This window comes from Methyloparacoccus murrellii, assembly GCF_054657115.1.
This window is the reverse complement of the sequence record NZ_BAAHXD010000034.1, coordinates 1-24,405: the sequence shown is the minus strand read 5'-3', so window position 1 is coordinate 24,405 and position 24,405 is coordinate 1. Positions and strand designations below refer to the sequence as shown.

Sequence of the window (24,405 nt, the reverse complement as noted above, 5' to 3'; positions counted from 1 at the left end):
AGACAGGACCATCAGCCCTGCAACCTGGAAATGTCGGCAATGTCGAGGAACAGCCCCTCGACGATTGCCAGCAATCCCAGCCGGTTGCGGCGCAGGGCGGCATCCTCGGCCATGACCATGACGGTATCGAAGAAACCATCCACGCACGCGCGCAGCTGCGCCAGCCGGCGCAGAGCAGCCGCATAGTCGCCCTGTTGCAGCATCGGCAGGGTGCTTTCCCGTGCATCGCGCACCGCCTCAAGCAGTGCCTTCTCGGCGGGTTCGCTCAGCCCGGCGTCATCGACATTGGCGACCACCGCCTCCCCGGCCTTGCGCAGGATGTTGCGGATACGCTTGTTGGCGGCGGCGAGACTCTCGGCCTCCGGCAGATGCCGGAATGCCCGCACGGCACCAAGACGGCGCTCGAAGTCGACCAGGCTGGCCGGCCAAACGGCAAGCACCGCCTCGAACTCGTCCGGCCGGTAACCGCGGTCCAGACAGTAGCCGCGCAGGCGCTCGAGCATGAAGTTATGCACCAGTTCACGGGTCTTGCCGGCATCGAACGCGTGCCGGAATTGCCCCAGCGCGGCATCGAGCAGTTCCGGCACATCCAGTTCCAGACCGGACTCGATGATGATGCGGATCGCGCCGAGGGCGGCACGCCGCAAGGCATAGGGATCCTTGTCGCCGGTCGGGATCAGACCGGCACTGAAGATGCCGGCGAGCGTATCGAGCTTCTCGGCCAGCGCCAGCACCCGGCCGGTATCGGTTTCAGGCAGTGCCCCGCCCGAGACCCTGGGCAGATATTGCTCTTCGATCGCCATCGCGATCGCCACGGGCTCGCCCTCCGCCAGTGCGTAGTAGCGGCCCATGATGCCCTGCAGTTCGGGAAATTCGCCGACCATGGCGGTCAGCAGATCGGCCTTGGCCAGCCTGGCCGCGCGATCGGCGGCCGCGCCGTCGAAACCGAGCCGCTCGGCAATGATCTGCGCCAGGTGACGGACACGCTCATTCTTGTCGAGCAGCGACCCCAGGGTCTTCTGGAAGGTCACCTGGCCCAGCTCCTCGACGCGGCTTTCCAGGGTGCGCCTGCGGTCCAGATTCCAGAAGAACTCGGCATCCGCGAGGCGTGGCCGCACCACGCGCTCGTTGCCCTCGCGCACCGTATCGGGCCGGGTGCTGTCCAGATTGCTGAAGGTGATGAAATACGGCAGCAGGCGGCCCTGGGCGTCCTTGACCGGGAAATACTTCTGGTTGTTCTGGATGGTGGTGATGAGCACCTCGGCCGGCAGCTCCAGATAGCGCGCCTCGATGCCGCCAAGCACGGGAACCGGCCACTCGACCAGCGCCGTCACCTCGTCCAGCAGGTCGTCATCGATGACGGCCCGGCCATTGACGCTGGCTGCCGCCGCCTCGGCGAGGGCCCGGATCTTGCGCTGGCGCGTCGCGAAATCGGCCAGCACCCGGCCATCGCGTTCGAGTGTGGCGGCATAGTCGGCCGGCGACGCCAGGGTGATCGATCCCTGGCCATGGAAACGATGGCCACGGCTGGTCCGGCCGGTCGGGATGCCGAGGATGTCCGCCTCGATCACCTCGTCGCCGAACAGCAGCACGACCCAGTGCACCGGTCGCACGAACTCCGCCGTGCCGTCGCCCCAGCGCATGCGCTTGGCGATGGGCAAGCCGGCCAGCGCCTGGCGCAGGATATCCGGCACCCTCTCGGCCGTGCGCATCCCCTTGACGGTCTGTCGCACCGCTACCCAGGCGCCCTTGTCGGTTTCCAGGGTGATGAGTTGCTCGGCGGTGGCGTTGCAACTGCGCAGGAAACCTTCCAGCGCCCTGGACGGCGAGCCGTCCGGCTGATACGCCGCCTGCGCCGCCGGGCCGCGCCGCTCGATTTCCTGATCCGGCTGCGCAACATCCAGGCACCGGACGATCAGGGCCAGGCGGCGCGGCGTGGCATAGGACTCGATGTCGGCAAACGTCAGACCGGCCTTGCCCAGCCCGGCCTCGACCTGCGCTTGCAGGGCACGACTCAGGGTCAACAGGGATTTGGGCGGCAACTCCTCGGTGCCGAGCTCGAACAACAGGTCGCGGACCTCAGCCATGGGCCTTGCCTCCCCGGTTCAGCATCGGGAACCCCAGACGCTCGCGACGCTGGTAATAGGCCTCGGCCACTGCCTTGGCCAGCTCGCGGACGCGCAGGATGAAGCGCTGGCGCTCGGTGACCGAAATGGCCTTGCGCGCATCCAGCAGATTGAAGGCGTGGGAAGCCTTCAGCACCATCTCGTAGGCCGGCAACGGCAGATCCAGCTCGATCAGGCGTCGGCAATCCTGCTCGTAGGCATCGAAGGCGTTGAACAGGAAGGCGGTATCGGCATGCTCGAAGTTGAAGGCCGACATTTCCACCTCGTTCTGATGATAGACGTCGCCATAGGTCACCGCGCCCTGCGGGCCGCGCGCCCAGATCAGGTCGAACACGCTCTCCCTGGCCTGCAAGTACATGGCGATGCGTTCGAGACCATAGGTGATCTCGCCGCTTACCGGCCGGCAATCGAGCCCTCCCACCTGCTGGAAGTAGGTGAACTGCGTCACCTCCATGCCGTTCAGCCAGACCTCCCAGCCCAGCCCCCAGGCGCCCAGGGTCGGCGATTCCCAGTTGTCCTCGACGAAGCGGATGTCATGTTCGCCGAGATCGAAGCCCAGATATTGCAGCGACCCCAGGTACAGTTCCTGGAAGTCCGCCGGCGAGGGCTTCATGATCACCTGGAACTGGTAGTAATGCTGCAGACGGTTGGGATTTTCGCCATAGCGGCCGTCGGTCGGACGACGCGAGGGCTGCACATAGGCCGTGTTCCATGGCTCCGGCCCGATGGACCGCAGAAAGGTGGCAGGGTGGAAGGTGCCGGCGCCGACTTCGAGATCCAGCGGTTGCAGAATCACGCAGCCCTGCGCTGCCCAGTAGTCCTGCAGCGCCAGGATCAACCCCTGGAAGGTGGAAACATCGCGTTGTTGTAGCGTCACGCAGGCCGCTCCGGTAGGCGAGAAGGAGGAGAAAGCCACCGATTATAGCGAAATTGCGCCGACCGCCCGCCACACCTCCCCCTTCGGAGGGCCATCGGATCAGGCCGAGGCATCCCGCACGAAAGGCACGAACCGGACCGCCAGAGCACTCCGGCTGGCGAAACCGCCACCCGGCTCGCGGGTGACCACCGTCAATTCCTGGCCATCGCCGGCCTCGCCGAGGGGAATCACCAGTCGGCCGCCCGGCCTGAGCTGCGCCAGCAGGGGTGGTGGTGGGGCGTCGGTGGCGGCCGTCACCAGAATGGCGTCGAAAGGCGCCTGCTCGGACCAACCGGCGAAACCGTCGCCGCAGCGGACCTGCACGTTCGCATAGCCGAGCGCCCCGAGGCGCCGGGCCGCCGTCTCGGCAAGGTCCTCCACCCGCTCGATGGAGTAGACCTCGCGGGCGATCTCGGCCAGCACGGCAGCCTGGTAGCCGGACCCGGTACCGATCTCCAGCACCCGGGCGCCGCTTTCCAGCCCGGCCAGGGCGGTCATCAGGGCAACGATGTAGGGCTGCGAGACCGTCTGTCCATGCCCGATCGACAGGGGCGCATTGACATAGGCCACGGATTCCAGCCCGGCGGCCACGAAGCGGTGCCTCGGCACCCGCCGCAAGGCATCGAGCACCCGTGTCCCCAGTCGCTCGATGCCGGTCTGGGCGGCGGTGGCGCGAATCTCGGCCTGAATCTCCTCGACCAGTCGCTCGCGCTCGGTGGCCAGCGCCGCTTCCCGACCGCTCATGCCGGGCCGTCCGCCCGGCGGGGCCCCTTACAGAAGACAGCGCGCCGCATAGTCCGCCGCGCCGAGCAGCGCGGTGTTGGGATTGAGCGCCACGCGCACGGGGATATGGCGGAGGAAATCGGCGAAGCGCCCCTTGGCGCAAAATCCCTCCATGAAGGCATGGTTCTCCACCAGAGCGTTGAGAATCTTGGGCGCGATACCGCCCCCGATCAGCACCCCGCCGCGGGCCAGACTCTTGAGCGCCAGATTGCCGGCCTCGGCGCCATAGATCCTGGCGAAACGATGCAGGGCCGCGCGGGCCAGGGGATCCTGGCAGGCCTGCGCATGCTGGCTGATCTCCCGTGCCGGATCATCGCTCGTCGCCAGCGCCCGGGCCAGCGCCGGGGATTCAGGTTCGTGACCGATCTCGCGCAGATAGGCATAGACCTGCGCGATGCCGGCGCCCGAGAGAATGCGCTCGCAACTGACATGGCCGCCGAACTGCCGGCGCAGATAGGCCAGCAGGCCATCCTCCAGTTCGTCATTGGGCGCAAAATCGCTGTGCCCCCCCTCGGTGGCAATGGGGTGATAGTTCATGCCGTCCCAGTAAAGGATGGCCTCGCCAAGACCGGTGCCGGCAGCCAGCACGGCACGGTTGCCGGTGGCCGGCTCGGCATTCGGATTCAGCTCCAGCCACTCTTCCGGACCCAGCCGCAGCAGCCCCAGCGACATCGCCTGCAGGTCGTTGAGGAGCTTGACCCGCTGGACGCCGGTCGTGACCGTTAGGGAGCGCTCCTCGATCAGCCACGGCAGATTGGTGATGCGCGAGGCACCGTCGAATACCGGGCCGGCCACGCCAAAACAGGCAGCCTCCAGGGGAACACTCTGATCGCTGAGGAACTCGGCGACGACCTCGTCCAGCGAGGCATAGTCGGCACTGGGGAACAGCCGCTCGCGCACCCGCTCGAGACCGTCGGTCGTCTTTTCGTACTGGGCCAGGATGGTCTTGGTGCCACCCACGTCGCCGGCTAGCAGCATGCTGGATTCTCCTGAACGTGAACGGACACCATCGGACGAAGCCCCCCGCCCGCCTCGCTAGGGAGCGCGGTGATCGCGAAAGACGCTTGCCTGGCCGCTGCGGTCGAACTGCACCACCGCGTAGGGGTCCTTGCGCGCGCCCATCTCCATGCCCGGCGTGCCGGCCGGCATCCCCGGGACACTGAGGCCGACTACCGCCGGCCGGCCGTCGAGCAGTGCCCTGACATCCGCGGCGGGCACATGCCCCTCCACCACGTAGCCGCCCACCAGGGCGGTGTGACAGGATTGCAGCGTCGTCGGGACACCGTATCGCCGCTTGATGTCGTCCATGGCCTCGGTCTGGATGTCCTGCACGGCGAAACCGTTCTGCCGCATGTGCGCCACCCACTTGCCACAGCAACCGCAGGTGGGGCTGCGGTAGACCGTCATCTCGACCGGGGCCGGCGGGGCAGCGAATGCGGGGGCGACCAGCCCCAGCAGCAATATGGACAGGCGCTTGTTCATGGTGGCTCCGAAGGTTGCGGGAGTTGCAAACGGCGATACCGACGGACTCAGGCCTCACGAGCCTCGCCCTGGAGCGTCGCGACCACCTGGCGCGGACCGCCATGGTTGCGATGCTCGCCGAGATAGATGCCCTGCCAGATGCCCATGCCCAGGCGCCCGTCAGTGATCGGCACGCTGACGCTGGCCCCCATCAGGCTGGCCTTGATATGAGCGGGCATATCGTCCGGGCCCTCCAGGACATGCACATAGTGCGCCGCGGCATCCGGTGCCAGCTGCCGCAGATGCGCCTCCAGATCGCGGCGGACATCGGGATCGGCATTCTCGTTGAGCGTCAGCGACGCGGAGGTGTGCTGGATGAAGAAATGCGCCAGGCCGACGCGAATCCGGCCGAGTTCCGGTAACTGCCCGAGCAGCTCCTGGGTCACCAGATGGAACCCGCGTGGCCGCGGCTTCAGGGTCAACGTCTTCTGTATCCACATGGGTAGCTATCATACACGCGCGCGGCATCCCGGCCAGACGGATGGCAGGCGCCTCCACCCGCTCCGGGTGGGCAGTCCCCGGGAGCCCCGCAGGCCAGGCAAACCGGCTACAATGGCCATCTTTTCGACCCCGCCCCCTCTGCCCACATGCGCACCAGCCGATTCCCGCTCAACACCGTCAAGGAAACCCCTGCCGATGCCGAGATCATCAGCCATCAGCTGATGATCCGCGCCGGCCTGATCCGCAAGCTGGCGGCCGGCCTCTACAACTGGCTGCCACTGGGTCTGAGGGTGCTGCGCAAGGTGGAGACGGTGGTGCGCGAGGAGATGGAGCGTGCCGGCGCCCTGGAAGTGCTGATGCCCGCCGTGCAACCGGCGGAACTGTGGCAGGACTCGGGCCGCTGGGAGGTGTTCGGACCGGAGCTGTGCCGGTTCCGGGATCGCCATCAGCGCGACTTCTGCCTCGGCCCCACCCACGAGGAAATCATCACCGATCTGGTGCGGAACGAAATCAAGAGCTACAAGCAGGTCCCGGTCAGCTACTATCAGATCCAGAGCAAGTTCCGCGACGAAATCCGCCCACGCTTCGGCGTGATGCGGGCCCGCGAGTTCCTGATGAAGGATGCCTACTCCTTCCATATGACCCAGGAATCCCTGCATGAAACCTACGAGGTCATGTACGCCGCCTACAGCCGCATCTTCGAGCGGCTGGGACTGGAATTCCGCGCCGTGCTGGCCGACACCGGCGCCATCGGCGGCAGTCTCTCGCACGAATTCCATGTGCTGGCCGATTCCGGCGAGGACGCCATCGCCTTCTCCAACCAGAGTGACTACGCCGCCAACATCGAAATGGCCGAGGCCGCCGCTCTCGGCGTACCCGCCGAGGAGCCGCAGGTTCTCGCCACGGTCGACACGCCCGGCCAGCACAGCATCGAGGAGGTCAGCGCCTTCCTCAGGGTGGACCCCAGCCGCATCCTCAAGACCCTGCTGGTGCGGGGGACGGACGGAGGCGTCGTCGCCCTGCTGCTGCGCGGCGATCACGAGCTGAATCCGATCAAGGCGACCAAGCACCCGGCCGTGGCCACGCCGCTCCAGTTCGCCAGCGACGAGGAGGTCCGCGCCGCCGCCGGCTGCGCGCCGGGCTCGGTCGGCCCGATCGACCTCAAGGCCACGCTGATCGCCGACCGCAGCGCGGCGGCGCTGGTCAACTTCGTCTGCGGCGCCAACAGCGACGGCCGGCACCTGACCGGCGTCAACTGGGAGCGCGACCTGCCCCGGCCCGACGTGGCCGACCTGCGTCTGGCGGTCGAGGGCGATCCCAGTCCGGACGGCAAGGGTGCGCTCCGCATTGCCCGCGGCATCGAGGTCGGCCACATCTTCCAGCTCGGCACCAAGTACAGCGAGGCGATGCAGGCCACGGTGCTGAACGAGGAAGGGCGCAGTCAGGTGCTGATCATGGGCTGCTACGGCATCGGCGTGTCGCGCGTGGTCGCGGCGGCCATCGAACAGAACCACGATGCGCGCGGCATCATCTGGCCGGAGGCGCTGGCGCCGTTCCAGGTGGCGCTGACACCGATCAACATGCAGACCTCGGAGAAACTCCAGGCGACCGCGGAACATCTCTACGAAACCATGCGCGCCGCCGGTATCGACGTGCTGTTCGACGACCGCAAGGCGCGGCCGGGCGTGATGTTCGCCGACATGGAACTGGTCGGCATCCCGCACCGGATCGTCCTGAGCGAGCGCCTGCTGGAGGCGGGCCGCGCCGAATACAAGGGCCGCCGCGATGCGGAAGCGCTCGAAATCGCCGTCGAGGAGGTCATTCCCTTCCTGCTGTCGCGTCTGGGGCAGGCCTGAGACCCGTGCCCGGCATCCCGCGGCCACGGGACGAACCGGCGGAACACCCCCGCTCCTGCCGGCGCCGTGGCGTGGGCGGCATCGATTTTGCCCCGTTACGCCATTCCCCTATAATGCCCGGCTTGCCCGAAGGCTACCGGAATCGACCCACCCGCGATGAACCCCCTGCTCGATACGCTCCAGCCCTATCCCTTCGAGAAGCTGGCCCGCTTGAAACAGGGTATTGCACCGCCACCTGACCGCTCGCCGATCGCACTCTCGATCGGGGAACCGCAACATCCAACACCGGCCTTCATCGGGGCCACCCTGAGCGAACATCTGGCCGAGCTGACCCGTTACCCCGCCACCCAGGGATTGCCCGCATTGCGGGAAGGCATCGCCGCCTGGCTGGAACGGCGGTTCCACCTGCCCGCCGGCAGCGTCGATCCCGGCCGTCAGGTGCTGCCCTGCAATGGCACCCGCGAAGCGCTGTTCGCCTTCGCCCAGGCGGTGGTCGATCCCGGCCGGAACCCCCTGGTGCTGATGCCGAACCCGTTCTACCAGATCTACGAGGGTGCGGCCCTGCTGGCGGGCGCCCAGCCCTATTTCCTCAACACCACGGCCGAAGCCGGCTACCTGCCGGATATCGACAGCGTGCCCGAGGATATCTGGCGTCGTTGCCAGCTTATCTACATCTGCTCGCCCGGCAATCCCAGCGGCGCGGTCATGCCTGCCGACCGGCAGCGGCAGTTGATCGAGCTGGCGGAGCGCCACGACTTCGTCATCGCGTCCGACGAGTGCTATTCCGAGCTCTACAACGACGAAGCCCAACCGCCGCCGGGCCTGCTGCAAACCGCCTGGGCCATGGGCAACACGACCTTCCGTCGCTGCGTCGTCTTCCACAGCCTGTCCAAGCGGTCCAATGCGCCGGGCTTGCGTTCCGGTTTCGTGGCCGGCGATGCGGATATCCTCGCCCGCTTCCTGCGCTACCGGACCTACCACGGTTGCGCGCTCTCGCTGCCGGTGCAGCAGGCCAGCCTGGCGGCCTGGCGCGACGAGGCGCACGTCGTCGCCAACCGGGCGCTGTACCGCGAGAAGTTCGCGGCCGTTCAGACCATTCTCGCCGGTGTGCTGGCGTTCACGGTCCCAGCGGCCGGTTTCTATCTCTGGCCCCGCACCCCGGCCGACGACCAGGACTTTGCCCGCGAACTGTACGCACAAACGAATGTGACCGTGCTGCCCGGCAGCTACCTGTCGCGCGACCAGTTCGGCATCAATCCCGGCCGCGGCCATGTCCGCATGGCGCTGGTCGCCCCGCTGGATGCCTGCGTGGACGCCGCCGAACGCATCCGCGACTTCCTTCAATCCTAAATCCGCACAACCACAAGCGCATGTCACTCGAAAACATCATCAACGCCGCGTTCGACGATCGCGCCAGCATCAATCCCGCCAACGTCTCCGCCGAGGTCCGCGAGGCCATTCTGGAATCCCTGCGCCTGCTCGACAGCGGCCAGGCCCGCGTGGCCGAGAAGAAGGACGGCCAGTGGGTAGTCAACCAGTGGCTGAAGAAGGCCGTGCTGCTGTCCTTCCGGGTCACCGACAACCGCGTGATGGACGGTGGCGAGACCAAGTATTTCGACAAGGTCGAGCCCAAGTTCGGCAGCTACTCGCCCGAACAGTTCGCCGCCGGCGGCGTGCGCGTGGTGCCGCCCGCCGCCGTGCGTCGCGGGGCCTACGTCGCGCCCGGCGTGGTGCTGATGCCGTCCTTCGTCAACATCGGCGCCTATGTCGACGCCGGCACCATGGTCGACACCTGGGCCACGGTCGGTTCCTGCGCCCAGATCGGCAAGAACGTCCACCTGTCCGGCGGCGTCGGCATCGGCGGCGTGCTGGAACCCTTGCAGGCCGGCCCCACCATCATCGAGGACAACTGCTTCATCGGCGCCCGCTCGGAGGTGGTCGAAGGCGTGGTGGTCGAGGAAGGTTCGGTGATTTCCATGGGCGTCTACATCGGCCAGAGCACCAAGATCTACAACCGCATGACCGGCGAGATCACCTATGGCCGCATCCCCGCGGGGTCGGTGGTGGTCTCCGGTAACCTGCCGGCCAAGGACGGCAGCCACAGCCTCTACTGCGCGGTCATCATCAAGCAGGTCGACGAAAAGACCCGCGGCAAGGTCGGCATCAACGAACTGCTGCGCGACTAGGCCCGGCGCCCGGCCGAACAGCCGGGCCTACCCCACCCACTCATGAGGTCCACCATGAAGAAAATCCTGTTAGCTACCCTTGCCCTGTGGGTTTCCAGTGCCGCGCTCGCCGGCACGGAGCATTACGTGCGGCGTGACGGCAACCATGTGCAGCACCTGAAGATCACCCGTATCGGTGACGACATCAACGCCAGCATGGATGTCGACTTCGAGCCCAACGGCCCGGCCGAGGCCGACCGCAAGCCCTGTTCGGCCGAGGTCAGCGGCGACGCCAAGTCCACCGGCGACAACGAGATCACCCTGCGCCGGCAGATCGAGGGCGAAGCCCGCCACTGCTCGCTGAAGATCACGCTCGGCGCCGAGGGCGCCAAGGTCGAGCAATCGCCCGAGTGCGGCTATTTCGTCGGCGGCATCTGCCATTTCGACAGCGAAGGCAAGGAACTCATCCGGGTCAAGTAAGGCAGCGCGCTGCCACCGCCCGACCAGTCCGGCCAGGCGGTGGCGCCGCAACACCACAGACAACCCAGTCAACGGCACTCGGCCATCCTCCAGACGGAGATCATCCCATGTCGCATTCCGACCCGACGCCCCCCCCAGCCACCACCGGGGATCTGGATACGCTCCCTGGTGTCAACTTCGAGCCGGTGCTGGCCCTGCTGGGCGGTGACCGCGCCATGCTGGCCGAACTGCTCGGCGAGTTCGCGGCCCAGTATGCCAACCTGCCTACCGAAACCGCCAGCGCGCTGGCCACAGGCGATATCGACAATCTGGCGCGGCAAATGCACGGACTGAAAGGCACCGCCGCCAACCTGGGGCTGGAGGCCCTGTCCCGACAGGCGGCCACACTGGAAGCAGCCCTCAGGCAAGGACAATCTCCCGCCGAAGCGGTGGCCGCGCTGGCGGCTTGTTTGGACACGCTGCTCCCCGCCCTGCGGGCGGCATCCGGCCAGGCGAACGAATAGGCGCCTGAGAGCATGGCCTGCTGGCCGCCCTAGCCATCCACATCCAGCCGTAGCTCGCGCAGGCGCCGATAGAAGGTCGAGCGGCTCATGCCGAGCAGGTGCGCCGCCTGCGTGCGGTTGCCGCGGCAATGCGTCAAGGCCGCCTGGATACGGGCGGATTCATCCGCCACCGTACCGGCCTCGCCCAACACTTCCCCGGGCGGCCGGCTCCCGCCGGCCGTCTGGATTTCAGGTGGCAAATCGGCGGCTTCCAGCCGCGGCCCGTGGGCATAGATGGCGGCAAAATCCATGGCAGCACGCAATTCGCGCACGTTGCCCGGCCATTCATGCGAGAGCAGGCGGCGCATCGCTCCGGGGCTCAGACCCGTCAGCGACTTGCCGGCCATGGTGCCCGCCACCTGCAGGAAGTGCATGGCCAGCAGCGGGATATCCGTCTTGCGTTGCCGCAGCGGCGGTATCTGGATGCGCGCCACCCGAAAACGGTACAGCAGATCCTCGCGGAAACGGCCGGCGGCGACCTCGTCGACCAGATGACGGTGGGTGGCGGCGATGACGCGGACATCGATCGGCCGCGCCTGGGTTTCCCCCACCCGTGTCACCTCGCTCTCCTGCAGCACCCTGAGCAGCGCGGCCTGAATCGCCAGCGGCATGTCGCCGATTTCGTCGAGGAAAATCGTGCCGCCCGCCGCTGCCTCGAACAGCCCCTTGTGATCGGTGACCGCCCCGGTAAAGGCGCCCTTGCGGTGGCCGAACAGCTGACTGGTCATCAGGGATTCGCTGAGGCCGGCCGAGTTGACGGCGATGAAGGGGCCCTGCCGGCGCGGGCTGGCCTTGTGGATGGCCCGCGCCACCAGTTCCTTGCCGGTACCGGTCTCGCCTTCGATCAGCACGGTCCAGTTGCCGCGGGCGACATCGCCAATCTGGCGATATAGCATCTGCATGGCTTCGCTCTCGCCAATGAGTCCGGCATAGCGCTGGGTCTCCACTTGCTGGCGCAAGCGCTGCAGCTCGGTTTCGTCCTCCAGGAAGACCAGCCGCCGGTCGGCGTCGCGGGGATCGTCCTTGATCCAGCAGGACACCCAGCGCGGCCCGGCATCGCCCCGGCAGGCCAGGGTTTGCCGTTGCCGTTCCGGCTCGGGCGTCCGCAGAGATTTCGCCAACGCCTGCCGTCCGGCCGGTTCCAGTGGCAACACCGCGTCCCAGGGCCGGCCCAGGCTGTCGGCGACCACGAGGTCCAGCATGCTGGCGCCGTTGGGGCTGCAGAATCCCAGCGTGCCGTCCGCTTCGATGATCAGTGTCGCCGTGGGAAAACTGTTGAGTATCGCGATGGCATCATCCCGGCTGCGACGCAAGGCCTCGGCCAGCCGTTCCAGCGCCTCGCTGGCCTTCACCTTCTCGGTAATGTCCTGCTGCAGGGAGACGTAATGGGTAATCAGCCCGGCTTCGTTGCGTATCGGCGAGATGCTCCAGCCGACGATGTAGGGACTGCCATCCTTGCGGTAGTTGTAGGTCGATCCCGAGAACAGTCGACCATCCCGCAGGCACTGGCGCAGCTCGGCAATTACCGCCGGATCGGTTCTCTCGCCCTGCAGGATACGTGGCGAGACCCCCTGCAGCTCCTCCCGGGCATAGCCTGTCATGCGGCAAAACGCCGGATTGGCATAGAGAATGTGCGGCCCCCCGCCATCCAGCACGGCGTCCGTGATGACGACCGCATTGAAAGCCTGGTCGATAGCGGTCGTCAGAATGGTCAGCCACTCCGACCCCGCCGGCGGCGTTTCAGAAATCATCGCATCCCCCCAGCCATCAGTATCGGACTACCCGCTGCAAACCGTCTCAATGATACAGCCCTGACACAAACAGGACTGTGCCAAACCTGGTCAGGACCGTGTCAGGCTGACTGACAGCCTCCCCAACAGTGACAACAACCCTTTGATTCCGCTTATTTTATCTGGATCGGCATGATTCTTGGCAGGTAAAGGTCGCAAGACAAGACCCATTACGGCAACCCAAAATCCTCGAGGAATCCAGCCATGAACCTGAAACAATCCATCGGTATTCTCCTGCTCGGCAGCGCGCTGACCCTGCCGACCATTACCGCTACCGCAGCCGAAACCTACATCCCCCTGGCTGGCCAGACCCGGGTCACCCTATCGAGCGAGCTGGTGCTCGCCCTGGAATCCCTCAACGTCCGGCCGGGTGCGATCAAACCCGCGACTCTTCGCGCCAGTGGCGTCGCCTCCTTTCCCGTGACCACCGGCGCGATCCAGCTGCCCTCGGCCGAAGTCGACCACTCAGGCGGCCTCAGCCTGACCGCCGGCGGTACCCGCATCATCCTGTCCAGCTTCATCATCGACACGACCCAGGAAAGTCCGGTATTGACGGGGCTGGTCATTGCCAACGGCAGCCTCATCGGCCGTGTGCCGCTGTTCGATCTGGATCTCGGCGGGCTGGGCGCCGACCTTGGCAAGGGCAGAATCCGTGTCAACAACGTCGGTCTGACCCTGACCGCCGCCGCCGCCGATGCGCTCAACAACCTGTTCAGCGTCGAAGCCTTCAAGGAAGGCATTCCCATCGGCACGGCCAATGTGACCATCAACCGCTTCCAGAAGCAATAACACCCCGGATTCGCCAAGCAGCCGGCAACGAGCCGACATGACCTGTCATGTCGGCTCGTTACCGCTTTCGGCCTCCGGATCGGTCACCGGCCCGGCATGGCCGCTCCTCTTGCCCATCCCCCGTCCCGACCAGCCGTACAGGCCGGGCAGCGCCCGCCCCGCGGCATCTGCCATCCACCGGTTCAGGCACCTCTCGAACCGGCGCCGGGCCGGGTTTTCACCCGGGGTTTGTGTCACGCCACTCAAAACCAGATAGATTATGCTGTTTGCTTAGTTTGGTAATACAGCCACCACCATGAACTCTCTCCGTCGCTGGCGCGAACGACTGCTGAGTTGTCTGGTGGGTTGTCGGTACCTGTTGCTGCTGAGCTTCGCCCTGCCAGCAGACGCCCTGGAACCCGTTACCCTGCAGCTGAAATGGACCCACAGCTTCCAGTTTGCCGGTTACTACGCCGCCAAGGCCAAGGGTTACTACCAGGCAGCCGGCCTGGATGTGACCATCCGGGAAGCCATGCCCGGGCTGGATATCGCCGACGAGGTGAGCCGGGGGCGGGCGAACTACGGCACTGGCAGCAGCAGCCTGATACTGGCGCGCCACGCCGGCCAGCCGGTGGTGACCCTGGCGGTCATCTTCCAGCATTCCCCCTATATTCTGCTGGCGCCCTACCGCGGCGAAACCCAGAGCCTGCACGACCTGCTGGGCAAGCGACTGATGCTGGAACCCGGTGCCGAGGAGTTGCTGGCCTACCTGAAATCCGAGGGCATTCCGCTGGAACGCCTGCAAAGGCAGGCCCATAGCCTCGACTTCAACGATCTCATCTGGAGCAAGACCGACGCCATCTCGGCCTATTCCACCACGGAACCCTATTTCCTCGACCGCGCCAGGTTCCCGTATCAGGTCTACAGTCCCCGCGCCGCCGGCATCGATTTCTACGGCGACAACCTGTTCACCTCGGAGCACGAGCTGCGCCGCCACCCCGAGCGCGCCCGAGGGTTTCGCGATGCCAGCCTGCGCGGCTGGGAATATGCGCTGGCACATCCCGATGAGATCATCGATCTGATACTGGCCAGCTACCCGCAGCGCCACGACCGGGAGCACCTGCGTTTCGAGGTCGAGGCGATGCGTCCCCTGATCCGCAACGATCTGGTCGCGCTGGGCTACATGAACCCGGGGCGCTGGCGACACATCGCCGACACCTACGCCAGCATCGGCATGCTGCCCGCGGACTGGCCGCTGGACGATTTCCTCCACGTGGACACACCGGATACCGGCCACCTGCGAGCCTTGCGCTGGACCCTGGCCAGCAGCCTGGCGGGACTGGTCGCACTGAGCGCGCAGCTCCTTTACATCCTTCGCAACAACCGTCGCCTGAACGAAATCACGCGCAAGGCCAGGCAGACGGAGAATCAGCTGCGTACCCTGTCTACCGCGGTCGAGCAAAGCCCGACGTCCATCGTCATCACCGGGCCGGATAATCGCATCGAATATGTCAATCCGCGTTTCACCGAGGCCACGGGCTACAGCGTTGATGAGGTCCTGGGGCGCAATCCCAGCATGTTCAGCTCCGGACTGACGGACCGGAGCGCCTATCTCGACCTCTGGCTGAACCTCAAGCAGGGACGCACCTGGTCCGGCGAATTCATCAACCGGCGCAAGAGCGGCGAACTTTACTGGGAGGAAGAACACATCAGCCCGGTTCTGGACGAAAACGACCGAATCTACCAGCACGTCGCCGTCAAGCTGGATATCACCGAACGCAAGCGGGCGGAAAACCAGCAGCTGACGCGTGCCCGCGTCCTGGAGCTGCTGGCCCAGGGCGCGCCCCTGCCCGACATCCTCGAGGCCATCATCCGCGATGTCGAAACCGGCAATCCGGAGGTGCGGTGCAGCATCATGCTGCTGGACGCGGCCGGGCAGCGCCTGATGACCGGCGCTGCGCCGAGCCTGCCGCAGGATTACAGCAGCCTTGTCGACGGCCTGGTCATCGGCCCCACGGCCGGCAGCTGCGGCACTGCCACCTACACCCGTCAGCGCTGCATCGCCGAGAACATCCAGACCCATCCGTTCTGGAACGCCGAGTTCCGGGCCGCGGCGGCCAAGGCCCAGCTCGCCGCCTGCTGGTCGGAACCGATACGCTCGGCCAACGGCAGCATACTCGGCAGTTTCGCCATCTACCATGCCCGGCCCCGCAAGCCCGGAGCCTCCGATCTCCAGCTGCTGGCGCAGGGCGCGCATCTCGCCGCCATCGCCATCGACCGCTCGCGGGCCCAGGAAGCCCTGCGCCGCAGCGAGCAGCACTATCGGCTGCTGGCGGACAACCTGGCCGATGTCATCTGGACCGTGGGGCTCGACGGCCGGCTGAACTACGTCAGCCCCGCCATCGAACGACTCAGCGGATATAGCGTGGCCGAAGCCCTGAATCTGGCCATCCTGGACATCCTGAATCCGGGCACCTGCACCGCTTCGCAGACCCGCTTTCAGGCGTTGATCCACGGGCTCGACGCGGAAGCACCGTCCGCCGACTTCCGCGGAGAACTCGAGATCATCCGCAAGGATGGCACTTTCATCTGGGTCGATGTCGCCGCCTCGTCCCGGCACGATGACGACGGACGCTGCATCGGCCTGCTGGGTGTGTCGCGCGACATCACCGAACGCAAGACCGCCGAGCAGATGCTGCGGCTGACGCAATTCTCCATCGAGCAATCACCGGATGCGTTCTACTGGATCCGTCCGGACGGTCATTTCGTCTACGTCAACGACGCGACCAGCAAGATGCTCGGCTACAGCCGGGAGGAACTGCTGACCCTTTCGGCAACCGACATCGACCCCCTGTTCAACGCGGAGCAGTGGCGGGAGCACTGGGAAGACCTGCGGCAGCGCCAGCACATCCTGCTCGAATCGATACACAAAACCCGCGACGGGCGCAGAATCCCGGTCGAGATCAGCGCCAACCTCATCATCTACGAGGGCCGCGAATACAACTGCGCCATCAGCCGCGACATCACCGCGCGGCTGGCGGCCAAGGCCGCCATCGAACAGCTGAACACCGAACTGGAGGCACGCGTCGAGGAGCGCACGGCCGAACTGATGCGCCGCACCGGGGAGCTGGTGGAGAGCGAGGAGCGCTTCCGGCTGGCCATGGAGGCCTCCAGCGACGGCCTCTGGGACTACCGCCCGGATGCCGGCGAGTTCTACTGCAACCCGGCCTACCTGCGCATGCTGGGCTTCGAGCCGGGAGACATCGAAAACACGTTCGAGAGCCTTTTCACCCGGCGGCTGCATCCGAGCGACCGGGCGCGGGTCACCCAGCAAATGGCCGAGCTGTTCATGGAATCCGGCCAATACGAGACCGAATTCCGCATGCGCACGGCCACCGGCGAGCAGCGCTGGATTCTCGGGCGGGGCAAGGTCGTCAAGCATGACGATAACGGCAAGCCGGTGCGGGCCATCGGCACCCACCAAGACATCACCGAGCGCAAGCACGCCGAGCAGGCCATTCGCGAGCTGAACGCCAGCCTGGAACAGAAGGTCGCCAAGCGCACCGCGGAGCTCGCCGCCGCCAGCGCGGCAAAATCGCAGTTCCTGGCGCACATGAGCCATGAAATCCGCACCCCGATGAACGCCATCCTGGGCATGGCGCAGCTGCTGGCGCAGGAATCCCTGGCGACGGAACAGCGCGAGCTGGTGCAGCACATCCGCGAGGCCGGCGGTTCACTGCTGCATATCATCAACGACATCCTCGATTTCTCGAAGATCGAGGCTGGCCGCATGTCGCTGGAGAAGAAGCCCTTCGAGGTCGAGGCGGTGCTGACACGGTTGCGCAATCTGATGACCGTGCCGGCGGAAAGCCGCAATCTCGCCTTCATCGCCAACCCGCCGGAGACACGCGTGGGCCCGGTGCTCGGCGATGCCCTGCGGCTGGAGCAGATCCTCATCAACCTCTCCAGCAACGCGGTCAAGTTCACCGAGCGCGGCCATATCCGCGTCCAGGTCGCGCCGGTCACGCTGACGCCGGCCCATGCGCGGCTGCGCTTCACCGTCGCCGACACCGGCATCGGCATCGCGCCCGAAACCATGCCCCGGCTGTTCCAGCCCTTCACGCAGGCCGATACCAGCATCACCCGCCGGTTCGGCGGCACCGGTCTGGGACTTGCCATCTGCCGGCGGCTGGTGGACCTGATGGGCGGCGAAATCGGCGTGGACAGCACGCCCGGCGAGGGCTGTACCTTCTGGTTCGAACTGCCGTTCCAGCGGTTCACCCAGAATCCGGCCATGCAGCCTGCCGACACGGCGTCAGCCGATCAGGACCAGCCCTCGCGGCTGGACGGCCTGCGGGTGCTGGTCGTGGACGACAACGCCATGAACCGGCTGCTGGTCGAGAGGGCGCTGAAATTGCAGGGTGCCGCAACGCAATCGGCCACTAACGGCCAGGAAGCGCTGGACACCCTGACCGCGAACCCGACCGATTTCGATGCGGTGCTCATGGATATCCAGATGCCGGTCATGGATGGCCTGACCGCGACGCGAGCCTTGCGCGAGGATGAAACCTTCGACCATCTGCCGGTGATCGCCCTGACTGCGGGTGTCCTGCCGGAAGAGCGCGAGGCCGCGCTCAACGCCGGCGTCAATGATTTTCTGACCAAGCCCGTCGACCTCGGCCAACTGGTGGCCGCCCTGTCGCCCTATCGCCCGACTGCCGCCTGATCCCCCCGGAAGCCAGGGGACAGGCAAGCTCGCTTCCCCGCGCCTTGTGCTACAGTCGCGCTCGGGCGTACACGCGCTTCCATGCGGCTCGGGAACCTGCGGCCGGGCGGAGTACGGGCGTCACGATCACGTCTGGAGAAGCCTCACATGCCTACTACGCTGATGCCGGACATGATGGGCTATCTGCCCCATAGCGTCTGTCTGCTCAGGGATCCCGTGCTGATGGCGCTGCACATCGTCGCGGATGGCCTCATCACCCTGGCCTATGTGGTCATCCCCATCGCCCTCGGCCTGTTCGTGCAGCGTCGCCGGGATTTCGCCTTCACGCACATCTTTATCCTCTTTGCCACCTTCATCCTCGCCTGTGCGGCGACCCATGCCATGGATATCTGGACACTGTGGTCGCCGGACTACCTGCTGGAAGGCGGCATCAAGGCCTTCACCGCACTGGTATCCCTGGCGACCGCCATCCTGGTCTGGCCGGTTCTGGACAAGGCATTGGCCGGTACCGCCCGGCTGGCGGCCACCAATGCCCGCCTGACCGAGGAAATCGCCAGCCATCAACAGACCCTGGCCGACGTGCGGGCGGAAGCGCAACGGCGCCGGATACTGGAGCAGCAGCTGCGTACGGTCATGGACAATGCCGCCGACGCCATCGTCACCACGGACGATACGGGACACATCGTGCTCGGCAACCCGGCGACCGCGAACATGTTCGGCTACACCGCCGAGGAACTGCTGGGGCGCCCGCTGGCCGATCTGCTGGCGAGCGATCCGGCCGCGCCGCCCGAGGACCGGACAGGCGGGCCCGGGGGGGCGCATGGCGTGGAGTTCATCGGCCTGCGCAAGGATGGCTCGACCTTTCCTCTGGAAATGACCCTCGGCGGCCATACCTGTGTGCTGCGCGATATCAGCCCGCGCAAGGAGCGCGAGCAGCTGATCCGGGAACTGAACGACCGGCTGCAACGCGAGGTGGCGGAACGCACCGAACAGCTGGCCATCGCCAGCGCGGCGAAAAGCCAGTTCCTGGCCAACATGAGCCACGAGATCCGCACACCGATGAACGCGATTCTGGGGTTCACCCAACTGCTGGAGCACGATCCCCAGCGCGCCGACCAGCGCGAAACCCTGGGCAAGATTCGCGCGGCAGGCGAAGCGCTGTTGCGCATCATCGACGACATTCTCGACATCGCCCGCATTGAGGCCGGGCGTATCCAGCTACAGTCGCAACCCTTCGAACCGGCCGCCCTCCTGCATAGACTCGTGGATCAGCTGCGCGATCAGGCTCACGAAAAAGGCCTTCAGCTACAGCTGGAGATCGCGCCCGGCCTGACGGCACCGCTGCTCGGCGACAGCCTGCGCCTGCAACAGGTACTGGGCAACCTCGTCAGCAATGCCATCAAGTTCACCGAGCGGGGCCAGGTTTCGATTGCGGTGCGGGCGACGGGCGATGCGCCCCGGGAGACACGCCTGCGATTCGAGGTCCGGGACACCGGCATCGGCATAGCGAGACCTGTGCAGGCGCGGATATTCTCCCCGTTCTCCCAGGCCGACGGCAGCATTACCCGGCGCCATGGCGGCACCGGCCTCGGACTTGCCATCTGCCGCCACCTGGTGGAATTGATGGGAGGTATCATCGGTGTCGACAGCCAGATCGGCGCCGGCAGCACCTTCTGGTTCGAGGTACCGTTCGAACTGGCGACGGGATCGTGCGCGGCCGCCACGCCCAGCAGCAGCCCGGCACCGATACTCGACCCGAGCCTCAAGGGCCTGCGGGTGCTGGTGGTCGACGACAGCGCGATGAACCGTACCCTGCTGGAAAAAGTTCTGCGGCAACAGGGCGCATGGGTAATGCTGGCTAGCGATGGCCAGCAAGCGCTGAACCTGCTGCGTGCGAAACCCGAGGATTTCGATGTCGTGCTGATGGACATCCAGATGCCGGTGATGGATGGACTGAGCGCCACCCGGGCCATCCGTGCCGATGCGCGACTGGGTCGGGTGCCGGTGATCGCGCTCACGGCCGTTGCTCTCGCCGAGGAGCGGACAGCCGCCGAGGCGGCCGGCATGGACGGCTTTCTGACCAAGCCCATCGACCTCGCGCAGTTGATCGGGGCGCTGCTCGCCCATTACCCCGAGACAGCTCCAGCCGCAGCGGTCGAGGCCCGGCCGGAGCCCCTCCCACCTGTCACCGGGGACGCATTGCCGTCCATCGCCGGCATCGATGCCCAGCGTGCGGCTCTTGCGACCGGCAACGACCCGGCATTCTTTGTGAAAATGCTTGGGCTGTTCGTGGATGAATTCGAGGACGCGGACAACTCGTTGCGCGCCGACCTGGCCCGCGGCGACCGCGAGTCGGCAACCCGCCGGCTGCACAACCTGCGAGGCAACGCCGGCAATCTCGGCGCCACGGAACTGGCGGAGATCGCCCGCCGCCTGGAGGCAACCCTTCCGCAGCAGCCAGCGGATCTGGCGGCGCAGCTGGATGCCTTCCGCCAGGCCCTGCACGCCCTGGTCGCCGCCAGCAGACCCTGGCTGCATCACGCCGCAACGCCGACCGCCGACACGAGCGGGATCACGCCCGAGCAGCTAAAATTCCTGCGTGTGGCGCTGTCACGCCACGATCTGGCCGCCATCCGGCTCTACACTGACCTCGGTCCCGCGTTACGGGACCGACACGATGCCGAATCGATTGGGCAACTCGATCAGTCCGTGGCCGCCCTGGATTTCGACAAGGCGCTCGCCTGGCTGGAACAATACGAACCCGGTGACTAAACGGATGAACAAGGGCCCACCCAAGATCCTGATCGTCGACGACGATCCGCTGGCCATCCAGAGCCTGCATAACGTGCTCGAAGGCCAGGGCGAGATCCGTTTCGCCACCAGCGGCCAGCAAGCCATGCAGCGCCTGTCCGAGGAGGTCGCCGACCTGGTACTGATGGATGCCAACATGCCGGAACTCGACGGCTACGCCACGTGCCGGCTGCTGAAGGCCGAATATCCGGATACGCCGGTCATCTTCGTCACCGCCGCCAACGATCCCCAGAGCGAGGTGCGGGCCCTGGATGCGGGCGCGGTGGACTTCATCTCCAAGCCGCTGAACCCGCCGGTCATCCGGGCGCGGGTCAGAACCCAGATGGAGCTCAAGCGGAACAGCGACATGCTGCGCAGGCTGACACGCAGCGACGCGCTGACCGGCATCGCCAACCGGCGCCATCTTGATGAGCAGCTCGAACAGGAATGGCGCCGTGCCATGCGACATCGGCACCCCCTGTTCCTGCTGATGATCGATATCGACTTCTTCAAGCCCTACAACGATTTTTACGGCCATCCGGAAGGTGACAACACCTTGCGCCGGGTCGCCGAAACCATCGCCGCCAATGTCGCGCGCGCCGGCGATCTCGCCGCCCGCTTCGGCGGCGAGGAGTTTGCCGTACTCCTGCCCAACTGCCTGGGAGAACAGGCCCAGCGGGTCGCCGAGAAGATCCGCCAGGCCGTTGAGGCACTGCAGATCCCGCACGCGCGTTCGGAAACCTCGGCGGTGGTGACCGTCAGCATCGGTGTGGGAGGCGGCATCCCCCGCTATCCTCCCCAACCCTCGACGGTCGATGAGTTCGGTCGACCGCTCCCCGCAACCCCTGGCGGAGGGGATCTCAATGCCATCGACGAACTGACGCGCCGGGCCGACAACGCGCTCTATGCCGCCAAGGCGCAGGGCCGCAATCAGGTCGTTTGCAGCGAGTCAGGATGATGGTTGACGAACCCGAGGCTGGCCTTCGCCCGCCATCTGGACATGCCGGCCGGGAGCCATCCCCGCGGCGGCAGAGCACCGGCATCCGGGCCGACCTGCGGCAGATCATCTATGCCCTGTCCGACACGCTGGACCTGGTCGGGGTGGACGATGTCACAGGCGGCAAACGAGTTGCCATCATTGCCGCGGAGTGCGGCAAGCAGGCAGGGCTGGACCAGCACGACATCACCTTTCTGTTTGACGTCGGCCTGCTGCGCGATATCGGCGTGTCGTCCACCCACGTCCATGCCCACCTGTTGCAGGAATTCGATTGGGAAGGCGTACAGGAACACTGCGAACTGGGCGCCGCGCTGCTGCGGCAGGTGCGACCGCTGGCGGCCCTGGCCGAGCCGGTCCGGCTGCACCATACGCGCTGGGACCGGCTGCAGCAGATGTCGCTGCCACAGCGCACCCGCGAGCAGGCCAACCGGATTTTCCTGGCGGACCGGGTCAACATGCTAGCAGCGCCTTACTATGCCGACCGCCAGTTCCTGCTCAGGCATGCGTTCGCCATCCGCGAGGCCGTCACGGCTCGCGTGAACACCTATTTTTCACCTCGCCTGGTGGTCGATTTCCTTGCCGTCTCGGCGCCGGAATCCTTCTGGCTGAATCTCGAACCACAATCGGTGCATCTCTACCTGGGCCAGATGCTCAAGCAGAGTGCTCCCATCATGACACCCATGCGCGAACTGCGTTGTCTCGCCCATGTGTTCTCGCGCATCGTCGATGCCAAGAGTCCCTACATGACGGGCCATTCGCAAGGCGTGTCCCAGCTCGCCCGCTGGCTTGCCGAGCACCATCATCTGGATGCCGAGACCTGCGACAAGATCGAAATCGCCGGCTTACTGCACGATCTTGGCAAGCTGCGCATCCCCGATGAAATCATCGAGAAGCCGGGTCCACTGGATGAGTTCGAGCGGCACATCATGAAGACACACAGCTTCGAGACCTTCCAGATACTCAGGCGGGTCGCCGGCTTCGACGAAATCCGTGACTGGATCGCCTATGACCTGGAGCGTCCTGCCACGTCTCGCGAACCGTTCCGGCCCCAGCGCGAACAGCTGGTTCTGGAGGCGCGCATCATGCGCGTGGCCGATGTGTTCCAGGCCATGATGCAGGATCGTCCGTTTCGCAAGGCGCTCCCGCCGGAGCACGCCGGCACCCTGCTGGAGGAAATGGCCCAGAAGGGCGAACTCGATGGCGAGATCGTGGCTCTCGTGTTGGCCGACCTACCCGGCGCCATGTCGGCGGCGAAAGCTACCGATCACCCGACCCGACACTAAAGTCAAGCAGGCCCGATCATGCCGGCTCCGGCCGATAGGCTGCCCGGCGGCATGTCGGCGTAGCGGGTGGCGATGGCCCTAAACTGGGCTTCCAGCTTCAGGAAGGCGTCCACCACGTCAGGATCGAAGTGCTTGCCCTTGCCTTGGAGGATGAGGACGATGGCCTCGTCATAAGGCAGGGCGGACTTGTAGACGCGCCTGGAAATGAGCGCGTCGAACACATCGCAAAGTGCCATCAAACGCGCGGAAATGGGAATGGCTTCGCCGGCCAGCCCCTGGGGGTAACCGCTGCCGTCCCATTTTTCATGATGGCCGTAGGCGATTTCCTTGGCGAAGCGCAGGAATGGGATCTCCTGGCCCAGCGCCCGCTCGGCTTGCAGGATCGCATCCCGCCCCAGCGTGGTATGCGACTTCATCACCTCGAATTCTGCGGGACTCAGCCTGCCGGGCCGGAGCAGGATATGATCGGGAATGCCAACCTTGCCGATGTCATGCAGGGGGGCCGACTTGAACAGAAGGTCGATGGTGCGATCATCATCCAACACAGCGGCAAAGCGAGGATGTCGCCTCAGCGACTCCGCCAGCAGACGGACATAGTGCTGGGTCCGTCGAATGTGATTGCCGGTTTCGCTGTCGCGCGTCTCGGCGAGAGAGGTCAAGGTTTGCACCGTGATGTCCTGGATCGCCTCGATTTCCCGCACACGTTCCCGCACTTCCGACTCGAGAGAGCGATTCCGGTCGTGAAGGCAGTCCTGCAGATGCTTCATCGCCAGATGATTCCTGACACGCGCCTGAACAATCGGCGGGCTGATGGGCTTGGCGATGTAATCGACGGCGCCCAGCGACAGGCCATGCATCTCGTCGCCCGGATCGGATCTGGCAGTCAGGAAAATGACCGGGATCTTGGCCGTGCGCGGATCTTCCTTGAGCCGTCGACAAACCTCGTAGCCATTCATGCCCGGCATCATCACGTCGAGCAGGATAAGGTCGGGCGGCGTATCGGACCTGGCGATCGCAAGTGCCCGCTCGCCATGGCTGGCCACGCGCACCCGGTAGTCCTCACGCAGCAGGTTACCGATCAGGTTCAGGTTGTCTGGGATGTCATCCACGACCAGCAAGCAGGGTCGATCGACGGGTCGAGTCAAATCCGCCATGGTGGTTGTCCGTTGCCGTGCAGATGCCTGTCACCATGATCCACTGACCGGGATCACAGCCAGCCAG

Annotated in this window: 18 protein-coding genes; 10 read left to right on the top strand and 8 right to left on the bottom strand. The window is 65.8% G+C overall.

What is annotated here, in order from left to right; all coding sequences use genetic code 11:
- Nucleotides 1-11: 11 nt before the first annotated feature.
- From glyS to ACYQ1H_RS10565, 6 genes are all read right to left on the bottom strand, one after another.
- Nucleotides 12-2,087 (bottom strand): glycine--tRNA ligase subunit beta, encoded by a 2,076-nt coding sequence (glyS, locus tag ACYQ1H_RS10590; protein ID WP_460028018.1) that lies wholly within the window; start codon nt 2,085-2,087, stop codon nt 12-14.
- Nucleotides 2,080-3,003 (bottom strand): glycine--tRNA ligase subunit alpha, encoded by a 924-nt coding sequence (gene glyQ, locus ACYQ1H_RS10585; protein WP_460028017.1) that lies wholly within the window; start codon nt 3,001-3,003, stop codon nt 2,080-2,082. Before glyQ ends, glyS begins: the two co-directional genes overlap by 8 nt.
- A gap of 99 nt (nt 3,004-3,102) precedes the next feature.
- Complete coding sequence (locus ACYQ1H_RS10580; protein WP_460028016.1) at nt 3,103-3,786, bottom strand: protein-L-isoaspartate(D-aspartate) O-methyltransferase; 684 nt, start codon at nt 3,784-3,786, stop codon at nt 3,103-3,105.
- A gap of 27 nt (nt 3,787-3,813) precedes the next feature.
- Complete coding sequence (gene glk / locus ACYQ1H_RS10575; protein ID WP_460028015.1) at nt 3,814-4,803, bottom strand: glucokinase; 990 nt, start codon at nt 4,801-4,803, stop codon at nt 3,814-3,816.
- Nucleotides 4,804-4,860: 57 nt separating this feature from the next.
- Nucleotides 4,861-5,307: a DUF411 domain-containing protein gene (locus ACYQ1H_RS10570; RefSeq protein ID WP_460028014.1), complete on the bottom strand. Its 447-nt coding sequence runs from the start codon at nt 5,305-5,307 to the stop codon at nt 4,861-4,863.
- Nucleotides 5,308-5,354: 47 nt separating this feature from the next.
- Nucleotides 5,355-5,786 (bottom strand): secondary thiamine-phosphate synthase enzyme YjbQ, encoded by a 432-nt coding sequence (locus tag ACYQ1H_RS10565; protein ID WP_460028013.1) that lies wholly within the window; start codon nt 5,784-5,786, stop codon nt 5,355-5,357.
- Between the two features lie 147 nt (nt 5,787-5,933).
- Here ACYQ1H_RS10565 and ACYQ1H_RS10560 point away from each other — a divergent pair, with 147 nt between their 5' ends.
- From ACYQ1H_RS10560 to ACYQ1H_RS10540, 5 genes are all read left to right on the top strand, one after another.
- Nucleotides 5,934-7,643: a proline--tRNA ligase gene (locus ACYQ1H_RS10560; RefSeq protein WP_460028012.1), complete on the top strand. Its 1,710-nt coding sequence runs from the start codon at nt 5,934-5,936 to the stop codon at nt 7,641-7,643.
- 156 nt (nt 7,644-7,799) lie between these two features.
- A complete protein-coding gene (dapC, locus tag ACYQ1H_RS10555) occupies nt 7,800-8,993 on the top strand; it encodes a succinyldiaminopimelate transaminase (protein WP_460028011.1) in 1,194 nt (397 codons plus the stop codon).
- A 20-nt stretch (nt 8,994-9,013) separates the two neighbouring features.
- A complete protein-coding gene (gene dapD, locus ACYQ1H_RS10550) occupies nt 9,014-9,829 on the top strand; it encodes a 2,3,4,5-tetrahydropyridine-2,6-dicarboxylate N-succinyltransferase (protein WP_460028010.1) in 816 nt (271 codons plus the stop codon).
- Between the two features lie 54 nt (nt 9,830-9,883).
- Entirely contained in the window at nt 9,884-10,288 is a 405-nt protein-coding gene (locus ACYQ1H_RS10545) for a hypothetical protein (protein ID WP_460028009.1), read from the top strand.
- A 107-nt stretch (nt 10,289-10,395) separates the two neighbouring features.
- Entirely contained in the window at nt 10,396-10,791 is a 396-nt protein-coding gene (locus tag ACYQ1H_RS10540) for an Hpt domain-containing protein (RefSeq protein WP_460028008.1), read from the top strand.
- 29 nt (nt 10,792-10,820) lie between these two features.
- Here the strand turns inward: ACYQ1H_RS10540 and ACYQ1H_RS10535 are convergent, their stop codons facing one another.
- Complete coding sequence (locus ACYQ1H_RS10535) at nt 10,821-12,581, bottom strand: sigma 54-interacting transcriptional regulator (RefSeq protein WP_460028007.1); 1,761 nt, start codon at nt 12,579-12,581, stop codon at nt 10,821-10,823.
- A 243-nt stretch (nt 12,582-12,824) separates the two neighbouring features.
- On the opposite strand from ACYQ1H_RS10535, the gene ACYQ1H_RS10530 reads away from it, so the two are divergent.
- The 5 genes from ACYQ1H_RS10530 to ACYQ1H_RS10510 all read left to right on the top strand — a co-directional run bounded on the left by ACYQ1H_RS10530 (nt 12,825) and on the right by ACYQ1H_RS10510 (nt 23,184).
- Nucleotides 12,825-13,409, top strand: coding sequence for a hypothetical protein (locus ACYQ1H_RS10530; RefSeq protein ID WP_460028006.1), 585 nt, complete (start codon nt 12,825-12,827; stop codon nt 13,407-13,409).
- Nucleotides 13,410-13,704: 295 nt separating this feature from the next.
- A complete protein-coding gene (locus ACYQ1H_RS10525) occupies nt 13,705-18,114 on the top strand; it encodes a PAS domain S-box protein (protein WP_460028005.1) in 4,410 nt (1,469 codons plus the stop codon).
- Nucleotides 18,115-18,261: 147 nt separating this feature from the next.
- Complete coding sequence (locus ACYQ1H_RS10520; protein WP_460028004.1) at nt 18,262-20,886, top strand: PAS domain-containing hybrid sensor histidine kinase/response regulator; 2,625 nt, start codon at nt 18,262-18,264, stop codon at nt 20,884-20,886.
- A gap of 4 nt (nt 20,887-20,890) precedes the next feature.
- Nucleotides 20,891-21,862, top strand: a complete 972-nt coding sequence (locus tag ACYQ1H_RS10515; protein WP_460028003.1) for a diguanylate cyclase domain-containing protein — start codon at nt 20,891-20,893, stop codon at nt 21,860-21,862.
- On the top strand, nt 21,859-23,184 hold the full coding sequence (locus tag ACYQ1H_RS10510; protein ID WP_460028002.1) for an HD-GYP domain-containing protein: 1,326 nt from the start codon (nt 21,859-21,861) through the stop codon (nt 23,182-23,184). The genes ACYQ1H_RS10515 and ACYQ1H_RS10510 overlap by 4 nt, the downstream gene beginning before the upstream one ends.
- 2 nt (nt 23,185-23,186) lie before the next feature.
- Here the strand turns inward: ACYQ1H_RS10510 and ACYQ1H_RS10505 are convergent, their stop codons facing one another.
- A complete protein-coding gene (locus ACYQ1H_RS10505; protein ID WP_460028001.1) occupies nt 23,187-24,293 on the bottom strand; it encodes a response regulator in 1,107 nt (368 codons plus the stop codon).
- Nucleotides 24,294-24,405: the final 112 nt, after the last annotated feature.